This is a genomic window from Neisseriaceae bacterium CLB008 (assembly GCA_041228285.1).
GTDB lineage: Bacteria > Pseudomonadota > Gammaproteobacteria > Burkholderiales > Neisseriaceae > JAGNPU01.
On sequence record CP166133.1, the window covers coordinates 2,464,431 to 2,490,293 of the forward strand.

The 25,863-nt window shown below is 49.2% G+C and carries 21 protein-coding genes and 1 tRNA gene; 2 read left to right on the forward strand and 20 right to left on the reverse strand.

All coding sequences use genetic code 11. The features are described 5' to 3' along the window. Positions 1–110 precede the first annotated feature (110 nt). Positions 111–201, forward strand: a tRNA-Ser gene (locus AB8Q18_11360). Positions 202–580: 379 nt separating this feature from the next. Here AB8Q18_11360 and thyX read toward each other — a convergent pair. The 10 genes from thyX to AB8Q18_11410 all read right to left on the reverse strand — a co-directional run bounded on the left by thyX (position 581) and on the right by AB8Q18_11410 (position 10,603). Continuing rightward, entirely contained in the window at positions 581–1,363 is a 783-nt protein-coding gene (gene thyX, locus AB8Q18_11365; protein XDZ50781.1) for an FAD-dependent thymidylate synthase, read from the reverse strand. 2 nt (positions 1,364–1,365) lie between these two features. Next, the gene (locus tag AB8Q18_11370) at positions 1,366–2,166 is read right to left on the reverse strand and encodes a hypothetical protein (protein ID XDZ50782.1); all 801 of its coding nucleotides are present in this window, start codon (positions 2,164–2,166) and stop codon (positions 1,366–1,368) included. A gap of 1,029 nt (positions 2,167–3,195) precedes the next feature. Further along, positions 3,196–4,209, reverse strand: coding sequence for a fimbrial protein (locus AB8Q18_11375; GenBank protein XDZ50783.1), 1,014 nt, complete (start codon positions 4,207–4,209; stop codon positions 3,196–3,198). An 8-nt stretch (positions 4,210–4,217) separates the two neighbouring features. After that, positions 4,218–4,940 carry a molecular chaperone gene (locus tag AB8Q18_11380; GenBank protein ID XDZ50784.1) on the reverse strand — a complete coding sequence of 241 codons (723 nt, stop codon included), beginning with the start codon at positions 4,938–4,940 and terminating at the stop codon, positions 4,218–4,220. A 43-nt stretch (positions 4,941–4,983) separates the two neighbouring features. Further along, the gene (locus AB8Q18_11385; GenBank protein ID XDZ50785.1) at positions 4,984–5,601 is read right to left on the reverse strand and encodes a fimbrial protein; all 618 of its coding nucleotides are present in this window, start codon (positions 5,599–5,601) and stop codon (positions 4,984–4,986) included. A gap of 21 nt (positions 5,602–5,622) precedes the next feature. Beyond that, on the reverse strand, positions 5,623–6,378 hold the full coding sequence (locus tag AB8Q18_11390) for a molecular chaperone (GenBank protein XDZ50786.1): 756 nt from the start codon (positions 6,376–6,378) through the stop codon (positions 5,623–5,625). Between the two features lie 17 nt (positions 6,379–6,395). After that, positions 6,396–8,870, reverse strand: coding sequence for a fimbria/pilus outer membrane usher protein (locus AB8Q18_11395; GenBank protein XDZ50787.1), 2,475 nt, complete (start codon positions 8,868–8,870; stop codon positions 6,396–6,398). Between the two features lie 49 nt (positions 8,871–8,919). After that, the gene (locus AB8Q18_11400) at positions 8,920–9,441 is read right to left on the reverse strand and encodes a fimbrial protein (GenBank protein XDZ50788.1); all 522 of its coding nucleotides are present in this window, start codon (positions 9,439–9,441) and stop codon (positions 8,920–8,922) included. Between the two features lie 59 nt (positions 9,442–9,500). Next, complete coding sequence (locus AB8Q18_11405; GenBank protein XDZ50789.1) at positions 9,501–10,025, reverse strand: fimbrial protein; 525 nt, start codon at positions 10,023–10,025, stop codon at positions 9,501–9,503. A 203-nt stretch (positions 10,026–10,228) separates the two neighbouring features. Then, a complete protein-coding gene (locus AB8Q18_11410; GenBank protein XDZ50790.1) occupies positions 10,229–10,603 on the reverse strand; it encodes a DNA-directed RNA polymerase subunit alpha C-terminal domain-containing protein in 375 nt (124 codons plus the stop codon). Positions 10,604–11,724: 1,121 nt separating this feature from the next. Here AB8Q18_11410 and AB8Q18_11415 point away from each other — a divergent pair. Continuing rightward, a complete protein-coding gene (locus tag AB8Q18_11415; protein ID XDZ50791.1) occupies positions 11,725–13,332 on the forward strand; it encodes a carboxylesterase/lipase family protein in 1,608 nt (535 codons plus the stop codon). Positions 13,333–13,393: 61 nt separating this feature from the next. On the opposite strand, the gene AB8Q18_11420 is transcribed toward AB8Q18_11415, so the two are convergent. The 10 genes from AB8Q18_11420 to AB8Q18_11465 form a co-directional block, all read right to left on the reverse strand. After that, entirely contained in the window at positions 13,394–15,046 is a 1,653-nt protein-coding gene (locus AB8Q18_11420) for a thiamine pyrophosphate-dependent enzyme (protein XDZ50792.1), read from the reverse strand. A 120-nt stretch (positions 15,047–15,166) separates the two neighbouring features. Further along, the gene (locus tag AB8Q18_11425) at positions 15,167–15,520 is read right to left on the reverse strand and encodes a RidA family protein (GenBank protein XDZ50793.1); all 354 of its coding nucleotides are present in this window, start codon (positions 15,518–15,520) and stop codon (positions 15,167–15,169) included. A 48-nt stretch (positions 15,521–15,568) separates the two neighbouring features. Then, positions 15,569–16,819 carry an NAD(P)/FAD-dependent oxidoreductase gene (locus tag AB8Q18_11430; GenBank protein XDZ50794.1) on the reverse strand — a complete coding sequence of 417 codons (1,251 nt, stop codon included), beginning with the start codon at positions 16,817–16,819 and terminating at the stop codon, positions 15,569–15,571. A gap of 74 nt (positions 16,820–16,893) precedes the next feature. After that, positions 16,894–18,033 (reverse strand): hypothetical protein, encoded by a 1,140-nt coding sequence (locus tag AB8Q18_11435; protein ID XDZ50795.1) that lies wholly within the window; start codon positions 18,031–18,033, stop codon positions 16,894–16,896. Positions 18,034–18,278: 245 nt separating this feature from the next. Further along, positions 18,279–18,431, reverse strand: a complete 153-nt coding sequence (locus tag AB8Q18_11440) for a hypothetical protein (GenBank protein XDZ50796.1) — start codon at positions 18,429–18,431, stop codon at positions 18,279–18,281. 214 nt (positions 18,432–18,645) lie between these two features. After that, complete coding sequence (locus AB8Q18_11445) at positions 18,646–19,845, reverse strand: CynX/NimT family MFS transporter (GenBank protein ID XDZ50797.1); 1,200 nt, start codon at positions 19,843–19,845, stop codon at positions 18,646–18,648. Between the two features lie 242 nt (positions 19,846–20,087). Then, entirely contained in the window at positions 20,088–20,753 is a 666-nt protein-coding gene (locus tag AB8Q18_11450; GenBank protein XDZ50798.1) for a hemerythrin domain-containing protein, read from the reverse strand. A gap of 150 nt (positions 20,754–20,903) precedes the next feature. Beyond that, positions 20,904–22,031, reverse strand: a complete 1,128-nt coding sequence (locus tag AB8Q18_11455) for an ABC transporter permease (protein ID XDZ50799.1) — start codon at positions 22,029–22,031, stop codon at positions 20,904–20,906. Between the two features lie 2 nt (positions 22,032–22,033). Beyond that, positions 22,034–24,790, reverse strand: a complete 2,757-nt coding sequence (rbbA, locus tag AB8Q18_11460) for a ribosome-associated ATPase/putative transporter RbbA (protein XDZ50800.1) — start codon at positions 24,788–24,790, stop codon at positions 22,034–22,036. Then, positions 24,787–25,857: an HlyD family secretion protein gene (locus AB8Q18_11465; protein XDZ50801.1), complete on the reverse strand. Its 1,071-nt coding sequence runs from the start codon at positions 25,855–25,857 to the stop codon at positions 24,787–24,789. The genes rbbA and AB8Q18_11465 overlap by 4 nt, the downstream gene beginning before the upstream one ends. Positions 25,858–25,863 lie beyond the last annotated feature (6 nt).

The window sequence follows — 25,863 nt, forward strand, 5'->3', positions numbered from 1 at the left end:
GTGGTTTAAACCATCGCGGCCCAAATCAACCATCAGATCTTGACCCCTACGGATAAAATCACGCCCAGGTCTTGCCTAAAAGACCTATTTTCCTTATACTCTCGGCCTATAGAAGGGTGGCCGAGTGGTTGAAGGCGCACGCCTGGAAAGCGTGTATACGTTTATAGCGTATCGAGGGTTCGAATCCCTTTCCTTCTGCCAAATACCAAGCGGAACCTATTGATTTTAAAATAGGTTCCGCTTTTTCATAATCCTCAGTATGCTATCACTTCTCGTTGCAACCACTCGAGATCTGCAACGTTTATCCCAAGCATTTTAATAAATGCTCTATCATATCCCTCCAACCCAACAATATTTCACATTAAAAACTTAATATATAAAATACTTAATTAAACGCACACTTAGAATAAGATAGGCTAAGCATATTACACCCCCTTCATTATCATCATAATTTTCTCACCAACGTTTCATTAAAACTAAAACATTTAGGTGTTCTATTTACTAAACAAATTAAGTAGTATTATTTTCTTAAAAATTAATATTAGATCCAATAGTTAATTATAAAAAAAGCTATTACCGCTCAATAACCTATACGAACAACTTTCTCAGTACCATCTTTCAAGTGCATTAAAGAGAAATCCTGAAATAATGCTGGAGCATCTTTTGATACAATTTTATAAAAGGCAGCAGCAACAGCACGCATTTCATGATCACCATCTATTAATCCTCTTTTATCTAAAAAGTGCCTTATTGCTCTTGCATTGGCCGTAAGAACAATCTTCGTTTCAGTCGCATTCGGTAAAATGGATCTTGATATCGTTCGAACAAGACGAGTTGCCTCTTTAAAACTTAACCCATTTTCCTCAGCAACTTGGTTAACTTCCTTAGAGCTTAAGTCTTTATAAATACGAACCCCTGCCTCAATATGATTAACCCATTCGGCATAAATATTAGATTCTTTATTTAAACCTTGGGGAGCTATATATTTTGCATCTGATTCATCATGGTATTGCTGAGATAGCTGACTATAAGAGAAACCAACTCGATGGCGTACTAATTGATGTGTAAAAGCCCTAGAGACTCCTGTTAATAAAAAAGTCCAGCTAACATGTTCAAGAACGCTGTCATGACCCTGGTTAATCAAATTAAGTATATACTCTTGATTAGTTCTAGGTGACTGCAACCCAATTCCAAATGACATGTAACACACTCTCCCTGAAATTTCTATTAGTTCTTCCGCTGCAGAGGCATTCTTCGTTCTATTCCAAACTAAGCCTTCATCCCTTAGAAACTCTAAAAATTCATCCAATTCAAAATTAGGTCTAGAGATACATCTAACTTTCATTTCAGATAATTTAATCATATTTACTCCATATTCTTTTTAGTCTTCACTTCTTTACTGACTTCTATATGAGCTTTTAACTCACTACTACGTCGTAACTCGCCAATCTGTTTTTTATATTCTTCAACAGTATTTCTAAGTTTATTTACTTCTTCTAACTCATGTACGTGCATATCATAAAATTTATCATATTTGACTAAAATAACCGGTATAACTACAGAAACAAGAGTCAGAAAGAACCCAATTAGAACTATAATAACCCCCATTTGTTTAGCTAAATAATTCCTTATCAACTTAGGTATACGTTCCTTAAGCCCTGCAAAATCCGTTCCTATCTGTTCCAACTGTTTTTTATTTACAGGTACCTCATAATCAATTATTTTATTACTATATTCATTACATTTTTTTGTTGTATTAAATAAAAGTAAAGTAGCAACCTTATCACCTTCATTAAAAACATGTTCACAACACCCCATATTGACAAGATAAATCGTAATCTTCCCTTCAAAACCAGGATCTATATGACCGGGATTAGTCATTAAAATACCAAATTTTGATAAGCTATTTGGCGGAAACACTATGCCAGCGATACTACAATCTAATTTCATAACTTCACGAACTTCTATAATTAGAGTTTCACCTGGCTTCATTCGATGATAAGTAACACCGTTGTCATTTCTAAATGAATAAATTCGATTAATTGTTAGATCAATTGACGCTTCTTGTATTTGTTTATTATCTGAAGCTAAGAAAGCCTTCAATGTTTTTCTATCAAACACTCTTCCATTATGTACATTATCCAGCAAGTCCTGATTTGAAATCATAAAATATTAAACCCTTATATATAATAAACTTCTTTCCACAGAAGCTATTTGAATTACAAATCAATGAATTAAATTTTTAAGAAATAGTCAATAGTTTTAGTTTTAGGGGTAGAAATATAACAAACTCTCTGCCCTTGTTTTCTAATTGCACTAACTTCCTCTCTAACCCTCCCATAACATCGTCAATACGTTGACTGCTCTGCTCAAAAAAACTTGCCTTAGACAATCAAAAATTTCAGCCTCTGAGTCATACGAAAGACACTAAGCTCTACCATCCCACGCTCAGCCTCATTAACGATTTTCAAGCTTTCTGCCGCTTGCTCTTTAGTCACCCACAACAAATACGCTGATGCGCTATAGATTTTCCTACCTTTATTCTCACCGCTTTAATATCAATTTCCATACACACCTCTTAGTTAATCTAGATGGTTCCCTATAAAACTGTTGACTTGAATATACTCATGGGTTAACAATAGTTATAAAAAGACTAACTTTAGTTTATTTAAATTACAAAACAAATACTTAAAATTAAACTAAATACTCAAAAAGTTCCTTCAAATCTTTTACTGATACCTACACTATGCCATTATTTTTTAATGTATAACGATAGGGTTAATATAATCGGGGAAATTTCATCTGGAAAATCTTATTGATGGAGTAAGTGTTATTATGGGTAAATCGTCGGCTTAAAGAAAGTAAAATAGGACGATTACGTTAAGCTATGGCCTACTCAATCGTACAGTATCTCACCAGTCACAGCTAATAACTGAATATAAAGTTGATTTTGAATACTATGTCACTTGGGTTAATAAGAAGATTAATCACAAATAGCTTTTAGATTGTCCTATATTTATTGGCGAAACCTTAAGCAGCCATCTCTTATTCCAGACAGCCCTTCGCTCTGGCGTTTTTTGCATGCTGACGCATGAACATCTGGTGGTGTTGCCCTCAATACGTCCCTTAAGCCAACAAAAAGGCCCACTCTCATAGGAGTGAGCCTTTAACCATAGCCCAGTAGCCGTTGATGCCTTACTTATAGTTAATCCGGTAAATCAGGCTGGCGTTAAAGGGACCGACCTTGACGTCTCGTCCTGGAATTTTGCTCAGTTTCGCCTCAAACGTTTTATCGGCGAAGCTGTTGCCAGAGAACGTGGCAAATGGATAATACTTACCAAAATCCACCCGCTTACCTTGATCATAAATCCCGATCTGTAAACCGTTATTTAAATCTAAATATTGATTATTCACCGTGCCTATTTTAGGGTCTAGGCGCAAATCGATACTAAACGTATCTGCGCAGCCACGCCGTACCGCCCTGAGCGTAAAATTACGCTTCAATTCGCTGCTGTTGCTGAAACTGCCCAGCTGTTGTGAACCAAAATCGACGTCTTGATTTTCGGGCAGCACCGACACGTCGGCGCCACAGGCCAAAAATTTAATATTACGCAAATTGGTTAAGTCATAGCGCAAGTTAGTGCCCTGTACCGAGTTCACGCCCAATACCCCGTCAAACTGAAACACTTGGAACACGTTTGGCCCAGTATAGTTACCTGAAATAGGTCGCTCAATATTATTCGGCAGAATCGTGGTTTTTAAGTACAGCCGAAAAGCCACCGGTACATTAATCCAGGTCGGGCCCTGAGACGCGATGCGATATACGGTATAGCCAGTATCAAAGCGAGCCGATGGATTGTCTAAATCCCGCTGTACAGGGCTGATAACCTCTAGACCGAATGCCAAGCCAGAAGCAGGGTCTAGGTTAGGGCCGCGTGGGTTAAAGTAAAAATAAACGTTTTCATACACCACGTTGTTCTGCACCCGACCACAGTGAGCCGTCACATTAATCACTTCAGATTCCCACACTTTTGTGCCAATAGGCGTATCAGCTGGAATCGCCAAAGGCGTAATGGCAATTTGTTCCAGCGCATTTTGGGCACCTGACGTGGCCCCATTTTTATAACAGTCTAGCGCCCAAGCGGCAGGGGAAAAACCGAATAAAAGCGCCAGTAACAGAAGGCCATATTGTTTTAAATAATGCATCATGTTCTTTCCTATTTAGGCATCAACAATTGACAGGGGGCTTGCCCACAATCATAAGTAAGCGGCCGCGCACCACCAAAATCATCCATATAGCGCAAATGAATGTTTGGATTCAGGCTCATACTGGGCGCGGTATAGGTTGCGGATGAATAAGGTTTCACCACCAACTCTGAAAAATCAGTAAATGAATCGTCTTCGGCTTCTCCCAGCGCCGCAATCACAATGTGATAAGCGGTCGGGTTCTCAAACGTCAGCGTTGATCCTGCCGCCCGAATGACCATTTGCGCTTGCCAAGGCATTTTGGCTGGTTTAGGCATGCCTTTAGGACGATAAAACAGCTTTAAACGCGATTGAAACGCGATTTGCAACACATTGTCTTTATCACTCTTGGGCGGCACTTCCAGCACGTTAAAATAAAATAGCGATTCTCTGTCTTGAGCTAAATCCTGCGCTTGACCCACCATGGCCACCTGCAGCAGCGTTTTGGCATTGGGTTCAATACGCTGTAGCGGCGGTAGCGCCAATAATGGCCCATTCATTTTTTCTCCATCCTCAGTTTCAACCCAAGACTGGAGTAAATAAGGCTTATTTTGACTGTTGATGGCCATAATGCTCACGCCGCGCTCATCGCCTTCAAGAATCAAGCGAGTGCGGTCTAAGTTGACCGAAGCGGTGGCCGGCAAAATGGCTAGCCACGCCAGCAAGGCGCCCAATACCAAAAATAGTTTACTCATGCCCATGCCTGACTGCTGATCTGTAGCCTTACCATACGCCATCCTATAAATAACTTAATCTAACATTAACAATCGCGCTGTACGCCCCTGCTTTAAGCCCCGCAGCGGTCGACTCAAGATCGGCATAGAACGACAGCGTATTCTGGCCTGGGTTCAGTACATAAGCTTTATTCGGCTCATTCACATTCAACGATCGGCCTGCCTCATCACTAAAATGCACGCCCACGCCTGCTGCATCACCGTAAACCTTCAACAGCTTTTGATTATGCGCGTCTGGCTCACCGACTAGCGTCAGCACCACAGCCGACTGCCCGTTTAAATACCAATCGGTATTCACGCCCTGAGCCTGAGTGGCCAACGCCTGGATGCGCTGTTTTTCCGGTATCTGGTCGTAAGCACCAATCAGGCAGCCGCTGAAATGTAATTGAAACGGCACCTTAGCGCTGCGTTTACCCACTTTCATCATGTCTTTCGCACTGACGGGGGCCAGCTCCACGCTTTGAGTGGGCGTCTGCATGCGCATGCTACAGGTACTGCCCAACAGCACGCCTTGGATGCGAATTTCACCCATGGTGCCCACAATCACATCATTGGGTAGAGAAGCGGCACTGGTCAAACCAGCCCACAATAAACCAGCGAACACACAGCATAATTTACGCATAGTCATTCCTTATTAATCGGTCTAATTGGTTTGGTCGTCATCGACCTTAGCCACACACTGCTCGCTACCATCGCACACGAACTTAAGCTCAGGATGGCCGCCATAGTCATTGATGTAGCTGAGGACAAATGAGCTTGGTGCTGCACTGCGTAACTGAATCTGTTCAGTAGAGAACGGCGCCATCATCGTGCCAGAGAACCCTGCCAATTCTTTCCCGCCCCGAGCGCGATAATCGCTGGCCAAACCGGTCATGACAATATGAAAAGCGGTAGGGTTTTCAACCGTCAGCTGATTGCCTGACTTTTTAAACGTCACTCGCTGCTGCCAAACCACGCTTTTATCCAGCACAATGCTTTGAGGACGGTAAAACAGCTTCACCTTTGTGTGTAAAGCCAATTGCAACACGTTGGGCTGATCGCTTTTAGGCGGGATTTCCCGAACGTTAAAGTAAAATAGGCTCTCACGATCCTGTGGTAATGCATTCACTTCAGGCGTAGCGGTCACGCGCACCACGCTTTTACTGCCTGGCTCTAAGCGCTGTAGCGGCGGTAAAGCCACTAAAGGCGCCGTGATTTTTTGGCCCTGAGCATTCTCAAGCCATGACTGAGCCAGAAACGGCAATTCTTTATTGTCATTACTTAAATTAAGGCTCACCGACTTCATGTCGCCTTCGTAAATCACGCGGGTACGGTCAATCGTCACGGCGGCTTGCGCCCACTGTGGTAAGGTTAAGAGCAGAAGCGCAGAAGCGCCTAAATATTGCCAAATTTTTTGCATTTTTATTCCTCGGTCAGTTACTGACAGGTTAAGGTAGTGTTAGTAAAGGTCACAGACGCCACTGGCACCGTAATTTGACACTGTTGCTCGCCAGCCCACACCACATTAAGCTGCTCGCCCTCTTCCACCCCAGACAAATAAGCCAACCCAGCCTCGCCCACAATGGCAATGTTTCGACCGCCTTCATTCGTCACCACGGCACCAAATGGAGGAACGGTTTGCCCATCATTCAGCTGAACCGTGGCCAGTAATTTTTGCCCTTTGACGACGGCCATTTTGCGATAGCCAATGGCGCCCTCGGTCAACGTGCCTTCGACTACTGCGCCGGGTGCATCCACATCATCAGCCAGACGGTTAATGTCCACTTGGGTGACGCTGTCGGTGTAGCTGACGATGTTTGGGATCACCGCTTTGCCGAACATATTGGTTCGAACGCTGCTGTTACTGATGGGCACGCCGCTGACCTTACCTGTATCGACTAAAACGCGGGTACCGCCGTTGACGCCACTGGGGTGCAGCGCAACACCTTTTAAAGTAGCGGTAATGCCGCCACGAATTTCTAGACCCACGCTTTGGTAACCCTTATCTTGCCAATCGGCATTCAAACCAATCGTGGCCAAACTGGTGTCACGGTTATAATAAGCACGTACATTAGGATTGTTGTCTGAGTTCACGCCCGCAGCCAACTGCCATGAGCTATGATCACGACCGCCGCTGAGCGTGGCGCTGTGGTTTAACTTACCATCGTTGCTCTGAAGGCTATAACCCACATTCATACGCTGAGGCGTATCTAATGGCACCGACAGATTGAGCATGAAGCCTTTAAACGTATCGTCATATTGCTTGGTTTGGTAAGCATTCATGCTGACCGACACGTTTTTAACCCCACCGATGTCAAACAGCTTACTGGCCGACAGACTGATGCGGTCACGGTCGTCATCGTTCCAATAGGTTTGCTTGGTTAAGCTGAGGTAAGCTGTAATGGCTTTTTTACGGTCCATCGGCCAAAAGGTTTTACTGGCGGTTAAGGTATACAGCTCTTTATCGCGTCGAAAAGCATCACGCTCACTGTTATAGGCATCCAAGAATTGCGACACCGTCATAAACTGACGCTGCGAGAAGCGATAGCCGGCAAACGTAATCTGACCATGCAGCTCGTCAAAACGCTTCGCATAGTTCAAACGAAACGAATGGCCGCTGATCGACTCACCGCCTGGCAGCTTGGCTGTCGAACGCGTCACGTCGGCAGATAAAGCCCCCAAAACCTTTAGGTCACGCCCGATGCCCATGGCCACAGCTTGGTAGTCCTGGCTGGCCACAGCGCCGCCAAACAAAGACCAGCTGTTGCTCACCCCCCAAGAAAAATCACCGGTGGCGATCATCGGCCCTTCAATATGGTGATCCATATTCGAAGGACGACCGACCGACACGTTATAGCGCAGCTGCCCAGGCCGAGTCAGATAGGGCACGCTGGCGGTACCAATTTCAAAGGTTTCGATGCGACCATCGTCACCCTCAATCGTGACCTCTAGCTTACCGCGCACCGAACTGTTTAAGTCTTGAATCAAGAACGGACCAGTGGGCACTGTCGTTTTGTAGATCACACGGCCATCTTGGCTGACGGTGACGGTCGAATTACTGGTGGCCACCCCTTGTACCTGAGGAGCATAGCCTTGCAAAGAAGGCGGCAGCATTCGCTCATCGGTCCGGATGTTGGCCCCTAGATAGCGATAGCCATCAAACAGGTCTGATTCTAAATACTGCTCACCTACCGTCAGGCGTGCCGCCATTTTAGGTAGGGCACGATAGGCATAGACTTGGCTCCAGTTAAAATCACGCTCAGAGCTACCATCGTAGCGATAGTCATGCGCCTGATAATCCGCCCGTAAGCGCCAAGGGCCCGCATTAGCGCCCACGGTACCATAGACGCTGAAGTCTCGATTATGATCACTCCCCTCCATCTTGCTGACGCGGGAAGTAAAGTTGTAGTCCACCATCACGCCGGGAATGCCTTCATCCCAAAGCTCTGGCGGCGTCCAATCAGGGTCGTCATACTTCAACCACGCCTGAGGCACGTTGATGTGAATGGCCGCATCATTGAGGTTGCCCGTGATGGTGATGCCTTCAATGTCGCTCAAATCAGCACATTGACCATCTTCCGATACTTTAACTTTGGCGCGCACCTCATCTTTAAGCAACATCCTTGGAATGATGCTTAAAGGTAAGCATGCTTGGCTCTTATTTTTTTCGCCAGCAACCGCACGATATTCAATATTTTGCTGTGGTAATACCCGTTTATTGATGTAGACATCCAGCACATAAGTGCCAGGCATCACATAGCCCGCCTCAGAGAAGCGCGTTAAGTCGATGTCGCTACGCTCATCCACATCCAGAATGTCGGTATTGAACTCTACGGCATGAGCATATGGCACACCGAGGCCCATCGCCACACAGGCTGAAAGCACTTTCATTCGAGGAGAAAAATAAGCCATGTCCAAAAAACCTATCGTTAATTGTAAGTGAGTAAAATAAAACTAAGCTTTAGAAATATGAAACAACGAACTGTAGCGTGGTGGCAAAGCTACCGGCGCGAACACGGTTTTGATCAACCTGTAGTTCGGTAAAAAATCGCAGCGTATTGTCGCCTTCTACGATTTCATAATCACTCAATGTTTTGCCTAAGCTGATTTTTTGTAATTGACTATTTAATATAAACAGTCTGATGCCTCGAGCATCTCCTTTTAAACCTAGCTGATCAGCATATTGCGCATCAGGTTCGCCATAAAAGGCAATTTGTGCGCGCGAAAATGCTGGTTTATTTTTATTGCTTAACTCGCAATCTACTAATTTAATTTGCACCAATCGTCTAGGCTGTACTCCCTGAGCGGGGTTAATGGTGCCTAAATCAATCAGCTGATTACGACTGTTTGTATCCAAACCACACGGCACAATCACGATTTCACCGCCAAAATCCACTTTGCCTTTACCCATATTTTGGGCGAAAGTAAAAGACATCGACGCGGCTATGACTAGGCCAAATAAAACCCTTATTTTGGTGCGCATGAAGCCCTCCCAAAAAGCGCGGTACGACAACGCCATACCGCGCCTGATAAACACTATGGTTACTTGTACTCTAAAGAGAAAGTAGAAACGGCGGTAAAGTTACCTGGGGTTACGTCGCTTGCTGCATCAGAACCTTGCAATTGAGCAAAGAAACGCAATACGTTACCGTTACCTTCTTGTAGGGTTTTGAACGCTTCAGCTTGGCCCAATTTAACCAATTGGTTAGCAGAGTTAGTCAAACGAATACCGGCGCCTTTAGCAGAACCATTGATGGCCAACAAGTCAGTATTGGTGTCTGGTGCGCCGTCAAAAGTGATGGCAACGGTTTTAAGGGTTTCAGTGCTGCACTCTTTTAACTCAATGTTAATTGGGTTTTGAGTATTAGCAATTTTGCCTTTGTTTAATTCTTTATTGCTTACTTGGCCCATTTCGATGGTTTGGTTTGCATTTTGGTAGTCCAAAGTACAAGGTGCATCAATGATTTCACCTTTAAAATTAATGGTGCCTGAACCTTGACCGGCAGCAAACGTTACGGTAGCAAAACCTGAAGCCAACAAAAGCGCAACTAACTTATTGAATTTCATAATCATTCCTTAAATTTAACAAATAAAAAAATACTGCTTTCACACACAACATCCAGCAACAACATTCAAAATAATGACACTCAATAACTTTGTAATGCAGCCACTTTGAGATTTCTCTAATCCTATTTTTAATATAAACTTAAAAAAATTTTAATAATTAATTAAAAATAAGACTAATGCTTAAACACACGTGCTTTCAATGGCTAGACGCCCTGAATAAAGATCCCTTTAGCCGCCAGCACCTGCTTGATTTCGTAAATCGACTTATCCCCAATAGAAGGCAAAGCCCTTAATTCTGACTCGGACAGCGCAGCAAGTTCTTGAACCTGATAAATGTTTGAGCGACGCAAAGCACATTTAGCACGACCGGAAATCGCCAAATCACCAATGCTTTGCTGTAAAAAAATCTGAACCCCTGGATCTTTTTGCTCAACTATTTTGGGAAATGGTTGCCACTCACGGTCCTCAAGCGCCATTTGCCACACGCTGCCATCTTCACGCAAAGCCACGATTGAAGAATCAATCCCCACAATAGAGACAATTTTAGCCACCACCCACTCCCAGAAACGAGTATCCATTTACCCGTAAAACAATCCATACTTACACCTTAAGATCATATTATATTATTTTACGTAAACCCATTTGTCATATATAAATCGTATAAAGAAAACCACACAAACATCGGGCAATCAGCGTTTTATGACTACCGCCCCATGACATGGTGATTGATGTAGAGCATTCTAATCGCAATAATGGTTAAGTAATGTTAAATAACTAATAATTTATGTAAAATTTCATTATTTTTAGTTAATTTAATAAAAATTTTAGCAAAATAATAAATAAACATAAATAATAATAAATTAAAAATCCCATGAGAATACAAACCAGCTGATTGATTTTAAATAATATAATACAAAAGCCATCAAGCAGAACATCACCAAACACAGTGTTAATAAAAAACTTCTATTGTTAATTTATACTAATTAAAAAATAACTATTGAACCAACAATAAAAACATCACAACAACTTTTTAGCGCATTATCTGGCCTCAAAACACATTAGGACAGCTCAGCTCAAAACCCAAAAATAAGCTGCCTAAGCAAGCCGTAACGGTAGAAGAAACAAGATACCTAGGCCCAAAACCAAGCCAATCAACTACACTCAAATCAGGTGTCTAATAACCCACAGTAAACAAGCCCCATACATCACAAAAATCAATCAGCGTCGACAGCACAAATCAACGGCCTGAGATTAAAATGTACCAAATATGATTCAATTCAGAAGCCCCCTCATAGGCATCCACTTTTGGTACCGTCACATATCGTTAAAATACCGTTATCCAAGGCTTTAATTGGCCTAAAGACCTATATTAGAAACGTCTATTGATTAAAATCACGCCTGACAATCGCCCCTAAAACACGGTTAAACCTCGCCTAAAAATCGAAAAACACCCAATCTGAGCGAAATAATGGGTATACTAAATGGGTGACCAACCATTAACCAACTGAGCCATGGCGCTTGAACCACACACTGCGCTTAGCCTAAAACAAGCCTTGGTCGTCGCCCAGATGAATCTAAATAGCCTGATTTAGATTTTTTTAGCGCTTATTAACCTACCTTACGGTAGTTAGTTTTACGTTTAAAAATATGGCGGCTGATGGAAACCGGTTGGTTGATCAACTTAAAATAGGAACAGAACATGATCAAAAACAAATACACCATGACCCACTTATTGGCTTTGAGCGCCCTAATGGCGATGTCGCTCACCCATGCAGCCCCGGCCCAAAGAACGTCGGTAAAACACATCCAACAAGGGCCCATCCAAGGCCTTGTGCAGGATGAAATGCAACAGTATAAAGGCATTCCCTATGCCCAGCCGCCGCTAGCCGACTTACGTTGGCAGCCCCCACTGCCGGCCAAGTCTTGGTCGGACACCCGAAGTGCTGATGCCTTTGCGCCCACCTGCGCCACGCGCATTAGCCTCGGCGGCTTTAGCGCCACCAGCGAAAGTGAGGATTGCCTCTATCTTAATGTGTACACACCTCAAACCAGCAAGGCCAACGACAAACGCCCAGTGATGGTGGTGATCCCAGGCGGTGGCTTGATGACGGGCTCTGGCAACGACTATGATCCGAGCTATTTCATCGATCAAGACTTGATCGTGGTGTCGCTCAACTATCGCGTGGGGGTGTTCGGCTTTTTCTCCCACCCCGCCCTCAATTCAGAAGGCCATCCCGCCATTAACTACGGCATCATGGACCAACAGGCCGCGCTACGCTGGGTGAAAGACAATATCGCTCAGTTTGGCGGCGACCCGAATAACGTCACCCTTTATGGCGAATCCGCCGGTGGCCAATCGGTTTTAACCCACCTTGCGGCGCCAGCCTCCGCCGGCCTATTTCACCAAGGCATTGTCTCTAGTGGCGCCTATTCTCTCACCCAGCGCACGGTGGCGGCGCACAATTTAGCTGGTGAGCAACTGGCCAAAAACTTAGGCTGCGAAGACACTAATCCGGGTAAAGTGGCCGCCTGTTTACGCAGCCAAAGCACCACCACGCTGTTAGATCAAAACCTAGCTCTAACGCCTAGTTTGGGCCTAAACTCAGACACCCCAACCATCGACGGCACGATTTTACCTGCCTCATTTAAAACCGCATTTAGCAGCGGTCAGTACAACCAAGTACCCGTCATTAACGGTTTTAATGCCGACGAGGGCAGCTTTTTTGTGGGCATGATGGCGCTGGAGATGGATCAACCGATTAATATGGCCAGCTTTGCGCAAAAACTCCCCATGTACTTAAGCGCGACAAAAACCCGCCAAGTCTTAGATGTCCTCAAAACCCGCCCCAGCAGCGGCAATGTGGGCCAGGACTTTGCCGATGTTTTTGGGCGCGCCCGCTTTATTTGCACCATGCCCACCACCAACGCCCTATTAGCGCAGCACGTACCCGTCTACGGCTATGAGTTTGCCGACGAGCAATCCTCCACCATGATTCCGGACACCACCTTTCGCTATGGCGCTGCCCACATCAACGACTTGCAATATGTGTTTAAAGATTTCCGTGGTGACAGCGGCCTATTGCGCCCACTCACGACTCCACAAAAACAGCTGTCCCATGCGATGGTGACCTATTTCAGTAACTTTGCCAAAACCGGCTCACCCAATAGCGCAGGCCTACCTCAATGGCAAGCGTACTCAGCCAAAACCGATGCCTTTATGCGCCTGCACCCAAGCCCTGAGGGCTTCGGCATGGTAGCGGCAATGACCGAGCGCTACGGCTGTGCGCCTTACCAAACAATGGATTAGGCCACGATCCAGCCACAAAAAAGCCTCGCTTAACGCGAGGCTTTTTCATCATCGAGCCAGGCTAGGGAACCGACAAGCGTTGATCGGTACGTACATGCAATAGCGCAGGCTTACCTTCTTTTTCAATGGCGTCAAAAGCCAAACGTACGGCCTCTTCAATTTGATCGTCCGAATCAATTTTTACGCCAAACCCACCGTGAGCCTTAATCAAAGCGGCAAAATCAGGATTGTGCAATTGCGTGCCCGATACGCGATCAGGAAAATGCTGCTCTTGATGGTCGCGAATGGTGCCATACTGCTGGTTGTCCATCAAAATGATCAATACGGGCGCACCGTAACGAACTGCGGTCGAGAGTTCGGCATCGTTCATCATGAACTCACCGTCGCCTGTCACCACCACGGCCTGGCGCTTAGGCGCGGCCAATGCCGCGACAATACCGGCTGGCAAGGCGTAGCCCATGGCGCCGTTGCGGGTGCTGAGCTGACTAGGGAATACATTCGTGGGTAAATAACGCTGCGCCCACAGGCAATGGTTACCGGCGCCAAAGCTGTACACCGCATCCTTGGGCAAACGCGTGAGCACCTCAGCCAAGACGGCACTCATGTGGGCCGTACCAGCGGCCGTTTCAGGCAGAGCATTCGCCGCAGGCAAACGGGCGTCTGCCTGCTGAATCTGATGCCCTTGGGCGCACCAAGCAGCACGCGCAGCAGAAGGCGCCAGTCGGACATTGCTGATGGCCTGGGCAAAGGCTTTAGGGCTGGCCAATACATGCTGGGTGACGGCGCCGCTTCTGCCTCGTAAACTGGTGTCGATGTTGACCAAATAATTCACCTGCTGCCACGATTGGCGGGCACGGAATCCTTCAGTCGCCACATCAGTGGGCACAGCCCCTATCGACACCACCACATCAGCGGCTTCAAACATGGCCACGGCGCCATCGCTGCGGCCATAACCCAAATAACCCGCATGGCTAGGCGAATGAAACGGCACCCGATCGGCCGCACGCCAATCATGCAAGACAGGAATCTGATTGGCTTCGGCAAAAGCCGTGATTTGCGCACAAGCGCGTTCATCCCAGCGTTGGCCGCCTACAAACAATAGGGGCTTTTCAGCACCTGCTAAGGCAGTTTCAATCTGAGCTAAATCAGCCGCCGCCACGGCGCCTTCAGCCACGGGAATCACCGGATGCAGCGCACCCGTAAACGGCAGTTTGATCACGTCTTCAGGTAGGCCCACCACGACCGGGCCAGGTCGACCCTCTTGTGCAGCAAAGAAGGCTTCGGCCACGATTTCTGAGGCTCTTTCGGGTTCATCCAACACCAGCACCCGTTTGCACTGGGTACCAAACCAAGCGTGTGGATCAAATTCTTGAAACGACTCACGGCCACGGTCGGCGATGGGAATGAGGCCCACAAACAGCACCAGAGGCACACCATCTTGCCAAGCCGTGTGAATGCCTGTAAACGCTTGTGCAGCCCCAGGGCCACGCGTGACCATGGCCACACCCGGCTTGCCGGTAAACTTACCGTGGGCATCGGCCATATAGGCTGCTGCCGCTTCATGACGGGTCACCACCACGTCAATACTGGGCACATCATACAGCCCATCCAGCAAGGCCAAATAGCTCTCACCCGGTACTACATAAGCCCGATCTACACCGTGTAGGGCCAAACTGTCGGCAATGGCTTTGCCGGCGTGTCGTAACTGCGTCATGTCTTTCTCCTGTTCTCTTGAAACGCCTAGACCTAAGCTAGGCGATGCCCGCATCAGTCCGGCCTCTGTCCGCGACTGATGCCCTCTGGTGGAGCCTCTACTGGGCGGGCGTCTTTGTCTTTAAGCGGGGGTTACGGCCGCGGTCACCATAATCTCCACCAGCAGCGTGTCTAAAGCTAAAGCACCTTGTACACACGCACGCGCTGGCGGGTTAATCGAGCCCACCCATTCATCCCAAACCTCATTCATGGCGGCAAAATCAGCCATGTCACGTAGCCAAATAGTGGCGCTGAGCAACTGTGTTTTGTCGCTGCCGGCGGCGGCCAATAAGGTCTCAATTTTGGCTAAGGTTTCACGGCTTTGGGTGGCCACGTCAGATTCCGGGTGGCCTACTTGACCTGACAAATACACCACGTTTTGATGCACGACGGCTTGGCTCATGCGTGGGCCGATGTCAATTTTTTGAATGCTCATTGTACGTCCTTTGTTTATTAAGTATGAATACTGCGTGATTGATTCAGATTAAAAGCGCGTGGCGCGAAACGGCTGTGGGTCTACCATAGTGGGTTCGCCCGCCATCATTTGCCCCAAAAGTCGCCCGGTCGCAGGCCCCAGCGTAAAGCCTTGATGGCCATGTCCAAAAGCCAGCCACAGGCCCTGATGATTCGGTGCGGGGCCAATAATCGGCTTCATGTCTGGTAGACAAGGGCGGGCGCCAAACCAAGGCTCATCCTGCTGCCAATCGGTTAGGGGCAAGACGGTTTTGGCGACGGCCTCATTGGCGGCCAGCTGCTCAAAACGAGCTGGCCCGGTTAAGGTGGTCATTTCCGCTCCAGTGGTCATACGGATCCCCTGCTGCATGGGGCTCAACACAAACCCTTTATCCATGTCCACCACGCTGTGGCGTAAAGACTTACCGGCCGCTAAGCCGTAGTGCATGTGGTAGCCACGCATCGGGAATAAGGGAAAGCGATAGCCCAAGGGGGCTAATAACGCCGCGCTCCAAGGCCCTGCTGCCACCACCACTTTGGCACCATTCACCTCCCCCGCATCGGTGCCTACCTGCCAACCAGACACTGTGGGTTCAATCGCGGTTACCTTCGCCACTTTAAGCTGACCTTGCTGGGCCACAAAGTGATCGGCATAGGCAGCCACCAAGGCGCCGGGATTCACCACCTGCCAAGAATTCAGCCAGTGAATGGCGCCGCAAAACAGTTCGGCGGCCAAATCAGGCTCTAGCGCCTGTAGCTGTGCCTGATCCAAAACCTGATAGCGCACGCCATGTGCCAAGGCTAGATCTTCGGCCACGGCAATCTGCGCCTCTAGGCCCGCTGCATCTCGATGCAGCTGCAACCAGCCCACCTGCCGCACCAAACCTTCAGCCGATGCACCCGCCGCGGCCATCATATGGCCATGCTCTTCGGTACAGTGTTCGATTAAGGTCGCCCACTCTTTGGCAATCGCCGCCACCCTAGCTGGGGTTGAATGCCGCCAATACTGTAGTAAAGGCCCAGCGTAGGCGCTTAAGCCTGCTAAGCGATAGCGGATGTCCAAACGCTTATTCGGCAAAACAGCCATGACTTCGGTCAGCTTACGGGGAAACGGATGCGGCCAGATGGCTTCGCGCTGAATCAGCCCAGCGTTCCCGTAAGAGGTTTCTTGACCCGGCCCTTTAGCATCGATGAGCGTCACTTGATGGCCTCGCTGCTGTAAATGCCACGCCACACCGACCCCAACCATACCGGCTCCAATCACGATGATTTGCTCACCCATTACATCCCTCTCTGTTATTCATTGATGTTTGACAGGCTCAAACTGTTTCATGAAACGCCTGCACGCGCAACTGCTTAAACCCGACTTTTATGGGTACGACCCTTAGTCAGAGCAGGCTTTGGCTCAGCCGCGGCGCCAGCAGGCCCAAAGACCTGACCGGTAAACGTCTTATACAGCGCGCAAATCATCACAAACAGGCCCAAGACGCCTAGAATCGGATACAGCACGCCCACTAGTTGACTAAACGGCACCATCGATGCAAACAGAGCCAAAACCACGGTCACGCTGACAATGCGTTTAAAGCCAGCGGTGCCAGAAGGGTAAAAGCGCACGGCCAAACCATAAAGATTGGACACCGCAGTGGTGTACACTGCGATCAATAAAATAAAGCTAAACAAGAGACCGGCGGTATAGCTAAGTTGGCGCGCCAACTCTAAAAATGGAATTTCGTACTGGGCCACTTGGGCCAAATCAGAAAACAGCGCCATTGAAATGAATATGATGCACACGCCTAGGGCAATACCGCCCCAAATGCCACCTTGGCGCACGATCCAAACGTTTTTTTCCTTGTGGCCGATGGCGGCAAAGATAGACGTACCGGTAATGACGTTGTAAGACACATAAATAATCGCCGACAGCCACCAGAATGACGTGGCTTTTTCAGGCTTAACCGTTTCGATGACGGTGCTGACCTGGGCCAATTGATCATAATTTTTACTAATGGTGATCACCGACACCAAAATCACGCCCACAATCATGATCGGCGACAGCACGCCTAAAGCACGTAGCGCAGATGAGAAGCCTAAATACACGGTGGCAAACGTCGCTACCGCAATTAAAAGCTTACCAACAATGGGCGGCCAGCCGTAATATTGGTGCATGGCGGCACCACCGCCCGAAATCATGATGCTGACAAAACCAAACATGAAAAACAACAGCACGTAATCGGCAATAAAACCAATTTTGGGGCCGCATAAATAATTCATCACCACCTTATGGCTGCTGGTTTGAAGCCGATGGCCCAGCTCCATAAAGACGGTGCCATACCAGGCTAAAAACAGCATGACCACCACGGCGCCTAAGAGCCCGACGTAGCCATAACTCACAAAAAACTGTAAGACTTCTTGACCACTGGCGTAGCCAGCACCAATCACCGCACCAATGTATACGCCCGCATTCGTCATGACTTTGCTAAGGCTGCTAAATTTCTGCATGATTTATCATCCTCTATTATCTCGTTATGTAGCTTACTTTTGTATTCGCCCATTCATAGGTGTGGGCATTTGAGTATTCAGACTAACCAATAAAATTTAATAAACCAAACGATAATATTTAATAATGAATATTAGCTTAAGTAATACATCAACCAGAGCGCCTCACAGATAGACAGCCATTGCCCACAAAAATAATGCCGCCACGACCTTATGGCCATGGCGGCAAACATTAAAGACAATCTCGCTTAACCGATGAGGATGTACACGTTACCGTTACCCATCAAGACGTAAGCGTCGTGTTCAGTCACGACGACGGCAGACGCCGCCAAACCCTGGATTATTGACCGTCGCGTAGGGTGGGTAAAGCGTAGCGTGCCCACCACTCCTAACGTGCTCAAGTGCCCCCATTTAAAACCCGCGTGGGTCACGACCCACCCTACGCTTAAGGGTCTACGCTGTAGACGTAAAAAAAGCATAAGGAACGATACGATAAACCATGGTTTGTTTTATACCATTTTCGACATCTCTGCCGATGTTAAAATCACCTCTAATGCTTTAACTCGGTGGGCACGCTGCGCTTTACCCACCCGACCGATGTTTACTACCCGTCCTTTATAGCTGCCGACACAGCCCACGGCTGCTCAGCAGCCCCAACACTGCCCACAACCCAGTCAAATACCATAAGCTACCCCAGCCATAAGCGTTCACCACAATCGCCGCCAACAATGGGCCTAGGAACTGGCCTAGGCTAATCCACTGCTGCTGTAGGCCAATCACCATCGGCAAAGCCCCCATAGTGGGCGCTACCCGCACTGCCAGATTAAATAAGGTAGCCGGCACCAGTCCACCGACGGCAGAAAACACGCAAATAGCAGCAAACTGTATCCACGGGCCTAGATTGAGGCCGAACCCGACAAACGCCATCAGCAGCATGGTGATAAACGCCAGTCGCAATAACCGCAAGGGCGCCACCTGCTGCTGCAACAGCCGCCCTGCCATGAGGTTGCCGCTCAGATTGGCGCCCGCCGTCAACGCCGTCAGCGTGCCCATCAAGGCACCAGAGACGCCGGCTTGATGATAAATCAAGGGTAAAAAACTGATGATGGCCACCCACTGGCTGCTGTATAAGGCAAACGTCAGCGACAGCAGCCACGGTGCCTTAGCGCCCAAGGTTTGCCTTATGGCCTGCCTGGTGTGGGCCCACGGCTGAGGCTCTGTTCCAACGCCCAATAGCAAAGGGTCTAAGCGATGCCACAGCAGCATGGCCATCAATAAGGACAGGCCGCCGCACAGCAGCCACAGACTCGACCAGCCCCAATATTGCAGCCACACGCTGCCGCCTAGGAGTGCCACCATAGAGGCCAGCGGAATGTAGGAACTCCATAAGGCCATTAAAAAGCTTTGCCGCCCTGTCGGTGCCAGTTGGCGCATCAGGCTGGGTGCAGCCATCGTCACCAACAGCAGCGCAAAGCCTTCAATGATGCGAAACGCCAATAGCCCAAACAGGCCTTGCATAAAAGCCCCACAAAATGAGGCCAGCGCCAACAGTAGCAGCCCCAGCAAGAGACTGGGCTTAAGCCCCAAGCGCTGCACAAATAAGCCAAACAACAGCCCTAGCAGCATGCCCGCCAGCTGAAACACACCAATCAGCCAGCCCGCCTCGGTGAGGCTTAGACCAAGGCTGAGCTGCAAGGCTGGTAAAGCCGGCGGCAGCTTCCAAATATGTAAGGCAGCGCTGACGCCGGCACCAAAAACCAGCAGTGCTGGGGTTAAAGAAGACGGCGACGGCCGCTGATCGATTGGGTTTGACATGGTTTCTCCACTAGCTTTTGCGCCTTTTAAACAAGGCCTTTATTTTTATGTCCGCAGGTTTGAATCGCCCCAAGGCGGCCAAACGCTCCCCCATCCTACCCTGTTTTTACCTGACCAGCATAGGATCGCCGCCTATGGGCATTATAGTAGTGCCCTACAATCCAAAAAAAGCAGAGGCTGTTGAACACAACAGCCTCTGCTTGAACCGATAATCCAAACTTTAACTTTATGGTTGATTCGCCCTATGCCACGATCAATGCTTCAACCTCAACAGCTTTAGGAAACAACACCTCGTTTTCCAAACCAATGTGGGTGTGTAAATCCTGCGCAAACTGGGCCAGCAAATCGTAGCTTAAGCGATAAGTATTGCATGCGCCCTCTGGTGGCGTGTATTGCCCAGTCAGCTGAGCCAATCGCTCAAAACGGTTTAACTCCCCATCGTGTTCGTGCAGCATCATATTAATGGGGTTGGCCACTTGACCAAACGGCGGTGGCGATAACCGTTCACCTGCTGCTTCTGCTCGACTGAGCGCCACAATATAGGGGAAGAGAATCATTTCCTCCTTACGCAAATGCTGTAATAAATCAGCAGCGGCACCGGCGAACAGGGCTTCAATTTCGGCCAATTCAGGATGGGCAGCCCCATGCACCATGACCACGCGCTGTAGCTTTTCCCTGATCAGCGGCGCCTGTTCTTTAATGTAACGATGGTGGGTAGCCACCATATAATCGACCATGGCCTCTAGGCTTAAATCGGCATGAAAATGAGCATTGTGCTCAACTAAATGGGGTTGGTTCATGGGCTGATTCCTTTGGTTATTGAGCGCCTGATGCGGCATCGTCGGCTCATCGATGGATGCGCCACAAACCGTTTCATCTGGATCTAGGCGCCATTTGTGATTGATCATACCGCAATACTTTCAAAAACATTCATATAAAATGAATCTTATAAAAGAAAATGATGAGCTTCTTGATGCACATCAATCACTACCCGCAACAGCGCCCTATAAAGCAATGGTTTGAATCATCATCAAACCATTGCTCACCCCTGCTCTTTACTAGGCCATTTGGTTAATGGTGTTTCTAAAGCGCCGCAACGCCAAGATAAACAACACCGAACCAATCACAAACAGCGCCAAGAACGGCTTCCACACCACGTCGATACCGGCACCGCGATACAAAATCGCCTGACCTAGGTTGACAAAATGGGTGGTGGGCGCGGCCAACATCACGTTTTGGACAAACTCTGGCATGCTTTCACGCGGCGTCGAGCCGCCCGACAGCATTTGCAGCGGCAACAGCGTCAGCATCAGCAATAAGCCAAACTGCGGCATGCTGCGCGCCAGCGTGGCCATGTAAATCCCCATCGACGTGGTTGCAAACAGGCTCAGCGCAGCCCCCACTAAAAATAACGCCACCGAACCTTCAATCGGTACGTTTAATAAGCCTTGCACCACAAACTGTAGCGACAGCGCGGCCGCCATCAGCACCACTAAACCCATAGACCACACCTTGGCCAACATGATTTCAGTCACCGTCACGGGCATCACCAGCAGGTGTTCCACCGTACCATGCTCGCGCTCTCTAATGAGGGCTGCACCGGTTAAAATAATCGACAGCATGGTCACGTTATTGATGATTTGCATCAGGGCGCCAAACCAGGTTTTGTTTAAGGTCGGGTTAAAGCGCGCGCGCAGGGCTAAATCCACCGGCAGTGCCATGCTTTCACGGTTGCGGGCCACGAACTCATTTACCTCTGCCATCACAATCTGCTGGATATAGCCATTACCTGTAAATGCTTGACTCATCCGCGTGGCGTCGACGTTAAGCTGAATTTCCACATGCTTACCGGCCAATAAATCACGCTGAAAGTTAGGTGGAATATTCAATACAAAAGTATAGCGCCCTTCATCCATGCTTGGGTCGACCTCGCTAGGGGTCAACAGCGCCGGCGGCAGGAATTGAGGCGGATAAAACGCCGCCGCAATACGCTCGGAGAGCGGCGAATGGTCTTCGTTGACGATGGCAATCGGCGCCTTATGTAGGGTTTCCGGCATCGCCGTAGCCGCGGTATACACCGACATACTGAAGGTATACACAATCAGGATCAGCATCATAGGGTCGCGTAATAAGCTCCATAATTCTTTGACCCCTAGGCGATAAATATTGGCAAGGTTGCGCAGCATATTTAACTTTCCTGTTTCTTAAGTAAGGCCACCGCCGCTCCCAAAATCACGGGAACAGCCACCAACAGCGGCCAGATAGACCCATACAGATCGCCTAGGCCTAAGGCTTTATTGAAGACACCGCGGCTGATGGTGAACATGTGCGTGGCTGGGTAAATTTTACCAATCCAATAACCTGCCCCCTCCAGCGACGTCACTGGGTCCAATAGGCCGGCAAACTGAGTCGCAGGGATTAGGGTACCGATCATGGCAAAGAACATGGCCGCAATCTGGCTATTGGTGATGGTCGAGGCCACTAGGCCCATGCCGGTCGAAATCAAGCAGAACAAGAAGGCAGCGAGACTAAGGGTCAAGAAGCTGCCCGTCATCGGCACGTCAAACAACGTCACCGCCAGCAGACACATCAATAAGAAGTTCACCATAGCCAGCACCACATACGGCAGCTGCTTACCCAATAAAAACTCTAACTTGGTCACCGGCGTCACGTATAAATTCACGATCGAGCCCATTTCTTTTTCCCTGACCACGGCTAAGGCCGTCAGCATCGCCGGCAGCATCAACAGCAACAGCGGCATCACTGCGGGCACCATGGCCGGCAAGCTTTTTACATCAGGGTTGTAGCGGTAACGGGTTTCGATGGCTACGTTGCCCGTGGCGCTATGGCCGGTACGGGCCTGAACCTGCTCAGCGAGCCACGATTGATGCATGCCTTGCACATAGCCTTGCACGGTTTCTGCGCGCGAAGGCATGGCGCCATCAATCCAGGCCCCTACTTGGGCGGTATTGCCGCGCAGCACGTCACGACCAAACCCTGGCGGGATTTCAATCGCCAGCGACAGCTCGCCGCTGCGCATACGCTGATCTAGCTCCTCATAGCTACGCAGGGGGGCTTTTTCCACAAAGTAACGCGAGCCGGCTAAGTTTAAGGCGTAGTTTTGGCTGAACACCGACTGATCGTTGTCCAAAATGGCGTAGGTTAAATCCTCCACGTCCATGCTGATGCCAAAGCCCATCACAAACATCAAAATAATCGACCCCAACAGTGCCATCACTGCGCGCACAGGGTCACGCTGTAGCTCTAAGGATTCACGCCAGGAATAGCTGAGCAATCGCTGTAGGCTAAAGCGCCTAGGCGCAGGTTCTGGCTCATGCGCCAAGCCCATTTGCGCTTCGGGCGCTTCTTCTGCCGGTGGGGCATCTTCTGTGCCCGCCCCCGCTTCAATCAAATAGCCAATAAAGGCTTCTTCCAGCGTGCTCGCGCCGCGCTTGTCTACCAAGGCCTGAGGCGTATCGCTGTCCAACACCTCACCGGCATGCATCATCGACATTCTGTCGCAGCGTAAGGCTTCGTTCATGAAGTGGGTAGAGATGAAAATGGTGACTTTGTCTTGCCGCGACAAATCAATCAGCAGACGCCAAAAGTTATCTCGCGCCACCGGATCTACCCCTGAGGTGGGCTCGTCCAAAATCAAGATTTCTGGGCGATGCACCATGGCCACGGCCAAAGACAGGCGCTGACGCATGCCCAAAGGAATGTTTTCTGGCAGGCTGTCTAACACGCCGCCCAAATCAAAACGCGCCACCATTTCGGCAATACGCTCAGCCTGCTCGGCCTGAGGCACGTGAAATAAACGCGCATGCAACAGCAAGTTTTGCGCCACCGTGAGCTCACCATAGAGGGAGAAGGCCTGCGACATATAGCCGACGCGGCGGCGGGTTTCTAAATCGTGAGAATCCACTTCTTTACCAAACAGCCAAGCGCGCCCTTCGCTGGCGGGCAAGAGGCCCGTCAACACCTTCATGGTGGTGGATTTACCGCAGCCGTTCGAGCCCAAAAAACCAAAAATCTCGCCACGTTTGATCTTGAAGTTCACCTGATTAACGGCCGTAAACGTGCCAAAACGAACGGTCAGGCCTTCGGCCTCAATGGCAATGTCGTCATCGGCCACCCCTGTTAAAGGCGGGATCACCACTGCTTCATAGCCCTGTTTTTTATCCTCAGGCAATAGCTTAATAAACGCCGTCTCCAAAGAGTCACTTTGGGTTTGCGCCAACAAAGCCTCTGGCGTGTCCGTGGCCAAAACTTGGCCATCATCCATCATGATGAGCCAATCAAAGCGCTGCGCTTCGTCCATATAGGCCGTCGCCACCACCACGCTCATGCTGCTGCGCTGACGCCGAATGCGGGCAATCAAATCCCAAAACTGGGCCCGGGCTAAAGGGTCAACGCCGGTCGTGGGCTCATCCAAAATCAAGAGATCAGGATCGTGAATCAAAGCACAGCAAAGGCTGAGCTTTTGCTTCATCCCGCCAGACAGCTTACCGGCAGGCCGATCCAAGAAGGCATGCAGCCCAGTGCTGTAGGTTAAGTCGTCAATCCGAGCGCGCCGCTCGGCCTCATCATGACCAAAGAGGCGGCCAAAAAACTGTAGGTTTTCTTCTACCGACAGCGTGGGATATAGGTTTTTACCCAAGCCTTGCGGCATGTAGGCAATCTTAGGGCACACCTGATCGCGATGGCTTTTCAACCCAATGTCGCCCCCCAACACCCATACTTCGCCCGACTGCACCGCGCGCGCGCCTGCCACCAGCGACAGCAGGCTAGACTTACCCACGCCGTCTGGCCCAATCAAACCCACCATACACTGAGCGGGAATGTCTAGGCTGATCTCATTCAGCGCGCGGGTGTCACCGTAATACAGGCTGACCTGACTTAATTGAGTCACCGCAGTAGGCACATGGGTTACGGCTGTCATCATTTAACCTTATTGTCTAATTTTTCAGGCCAAGCTTTGCTGTCGTCTAGGCGAATCCACGCCACCCCAGGCAGGCCAGTTTTCACTTGATCCAAATAGCGGCCCAACAACTCTTTAGGAATATGCGCCTTCACGCGGAACATCAGCTTTTGGCGTTCACTTTCGGTTTCAACGGTTTTGGGCGTGAACTGAGCGGCACTGGCCACAAAAGACACTTTGGCAGGGATCACCATGTCGGGCGCGGCGTCTAACACCAGGCGTACTTCTGTGCCTAGCGCCACTTTACCGGCGGCCATCTCGGGTAGGAAAAAGCTCATGTACACGTCAGACACGTCAATCATATTCAACACATTGCCGCCGCTGCCCAGAATCTCACCGGGCTGGGCCACTTTATACTGGACGCGGCCGTCGCGCGGGGCCTTCAACTGGCTGTCGGCGATGTCAGATTCAATCCGCTCAATCGTGGCGGCCGCCGCATCAACGGCCGAGCGAGCGCCCACTTCTTGCGCCTTGGCAGCATTAATTGATGCTTCAGCCGTCGCCACTTGGGCTTTCGCTGCCGCAACCGCAGCAATCGTGCTTTGCATGCCGGCACGATCATCATCGTATTGCTGCTTCGAGGTCGCACCTTCTTTAGACAACACCGCCGAACGGCTTAAGCGATGCTCAGCGGCCTGACGTTCGGCTTCGCGCTGCACCACTATGGCCTGCATCGCGGCCTTATCGCTTTGGCGCATTTGCACCTGAGCCTGAGCGCTGGCGACGGCATGTTGGGCCTGCTTAAACTGAGCTTGAGCTTCACTGAGCTGTGCTTCTAGCGACGTGACCTGCATGCTGGCCAACAGTTGGCCTGCCTTCACAAACTCACCTTCTTGCACAAAAATATCCACCACCTGGCCTGGTGCCTTGGTGGCGATGTTGATGTCGGTGGCTTCAATGCGGCCATTGCCGCTGACAAAGCCATCCATTTCATGGGCATTGATGTAGGACACCACCCCATAAATCCCGCCAGCAATGACAAGGGCGGCAATGCTCAAGGCGATTTTGGCTTTTTTACTGATTTTTTTCATAGTGTT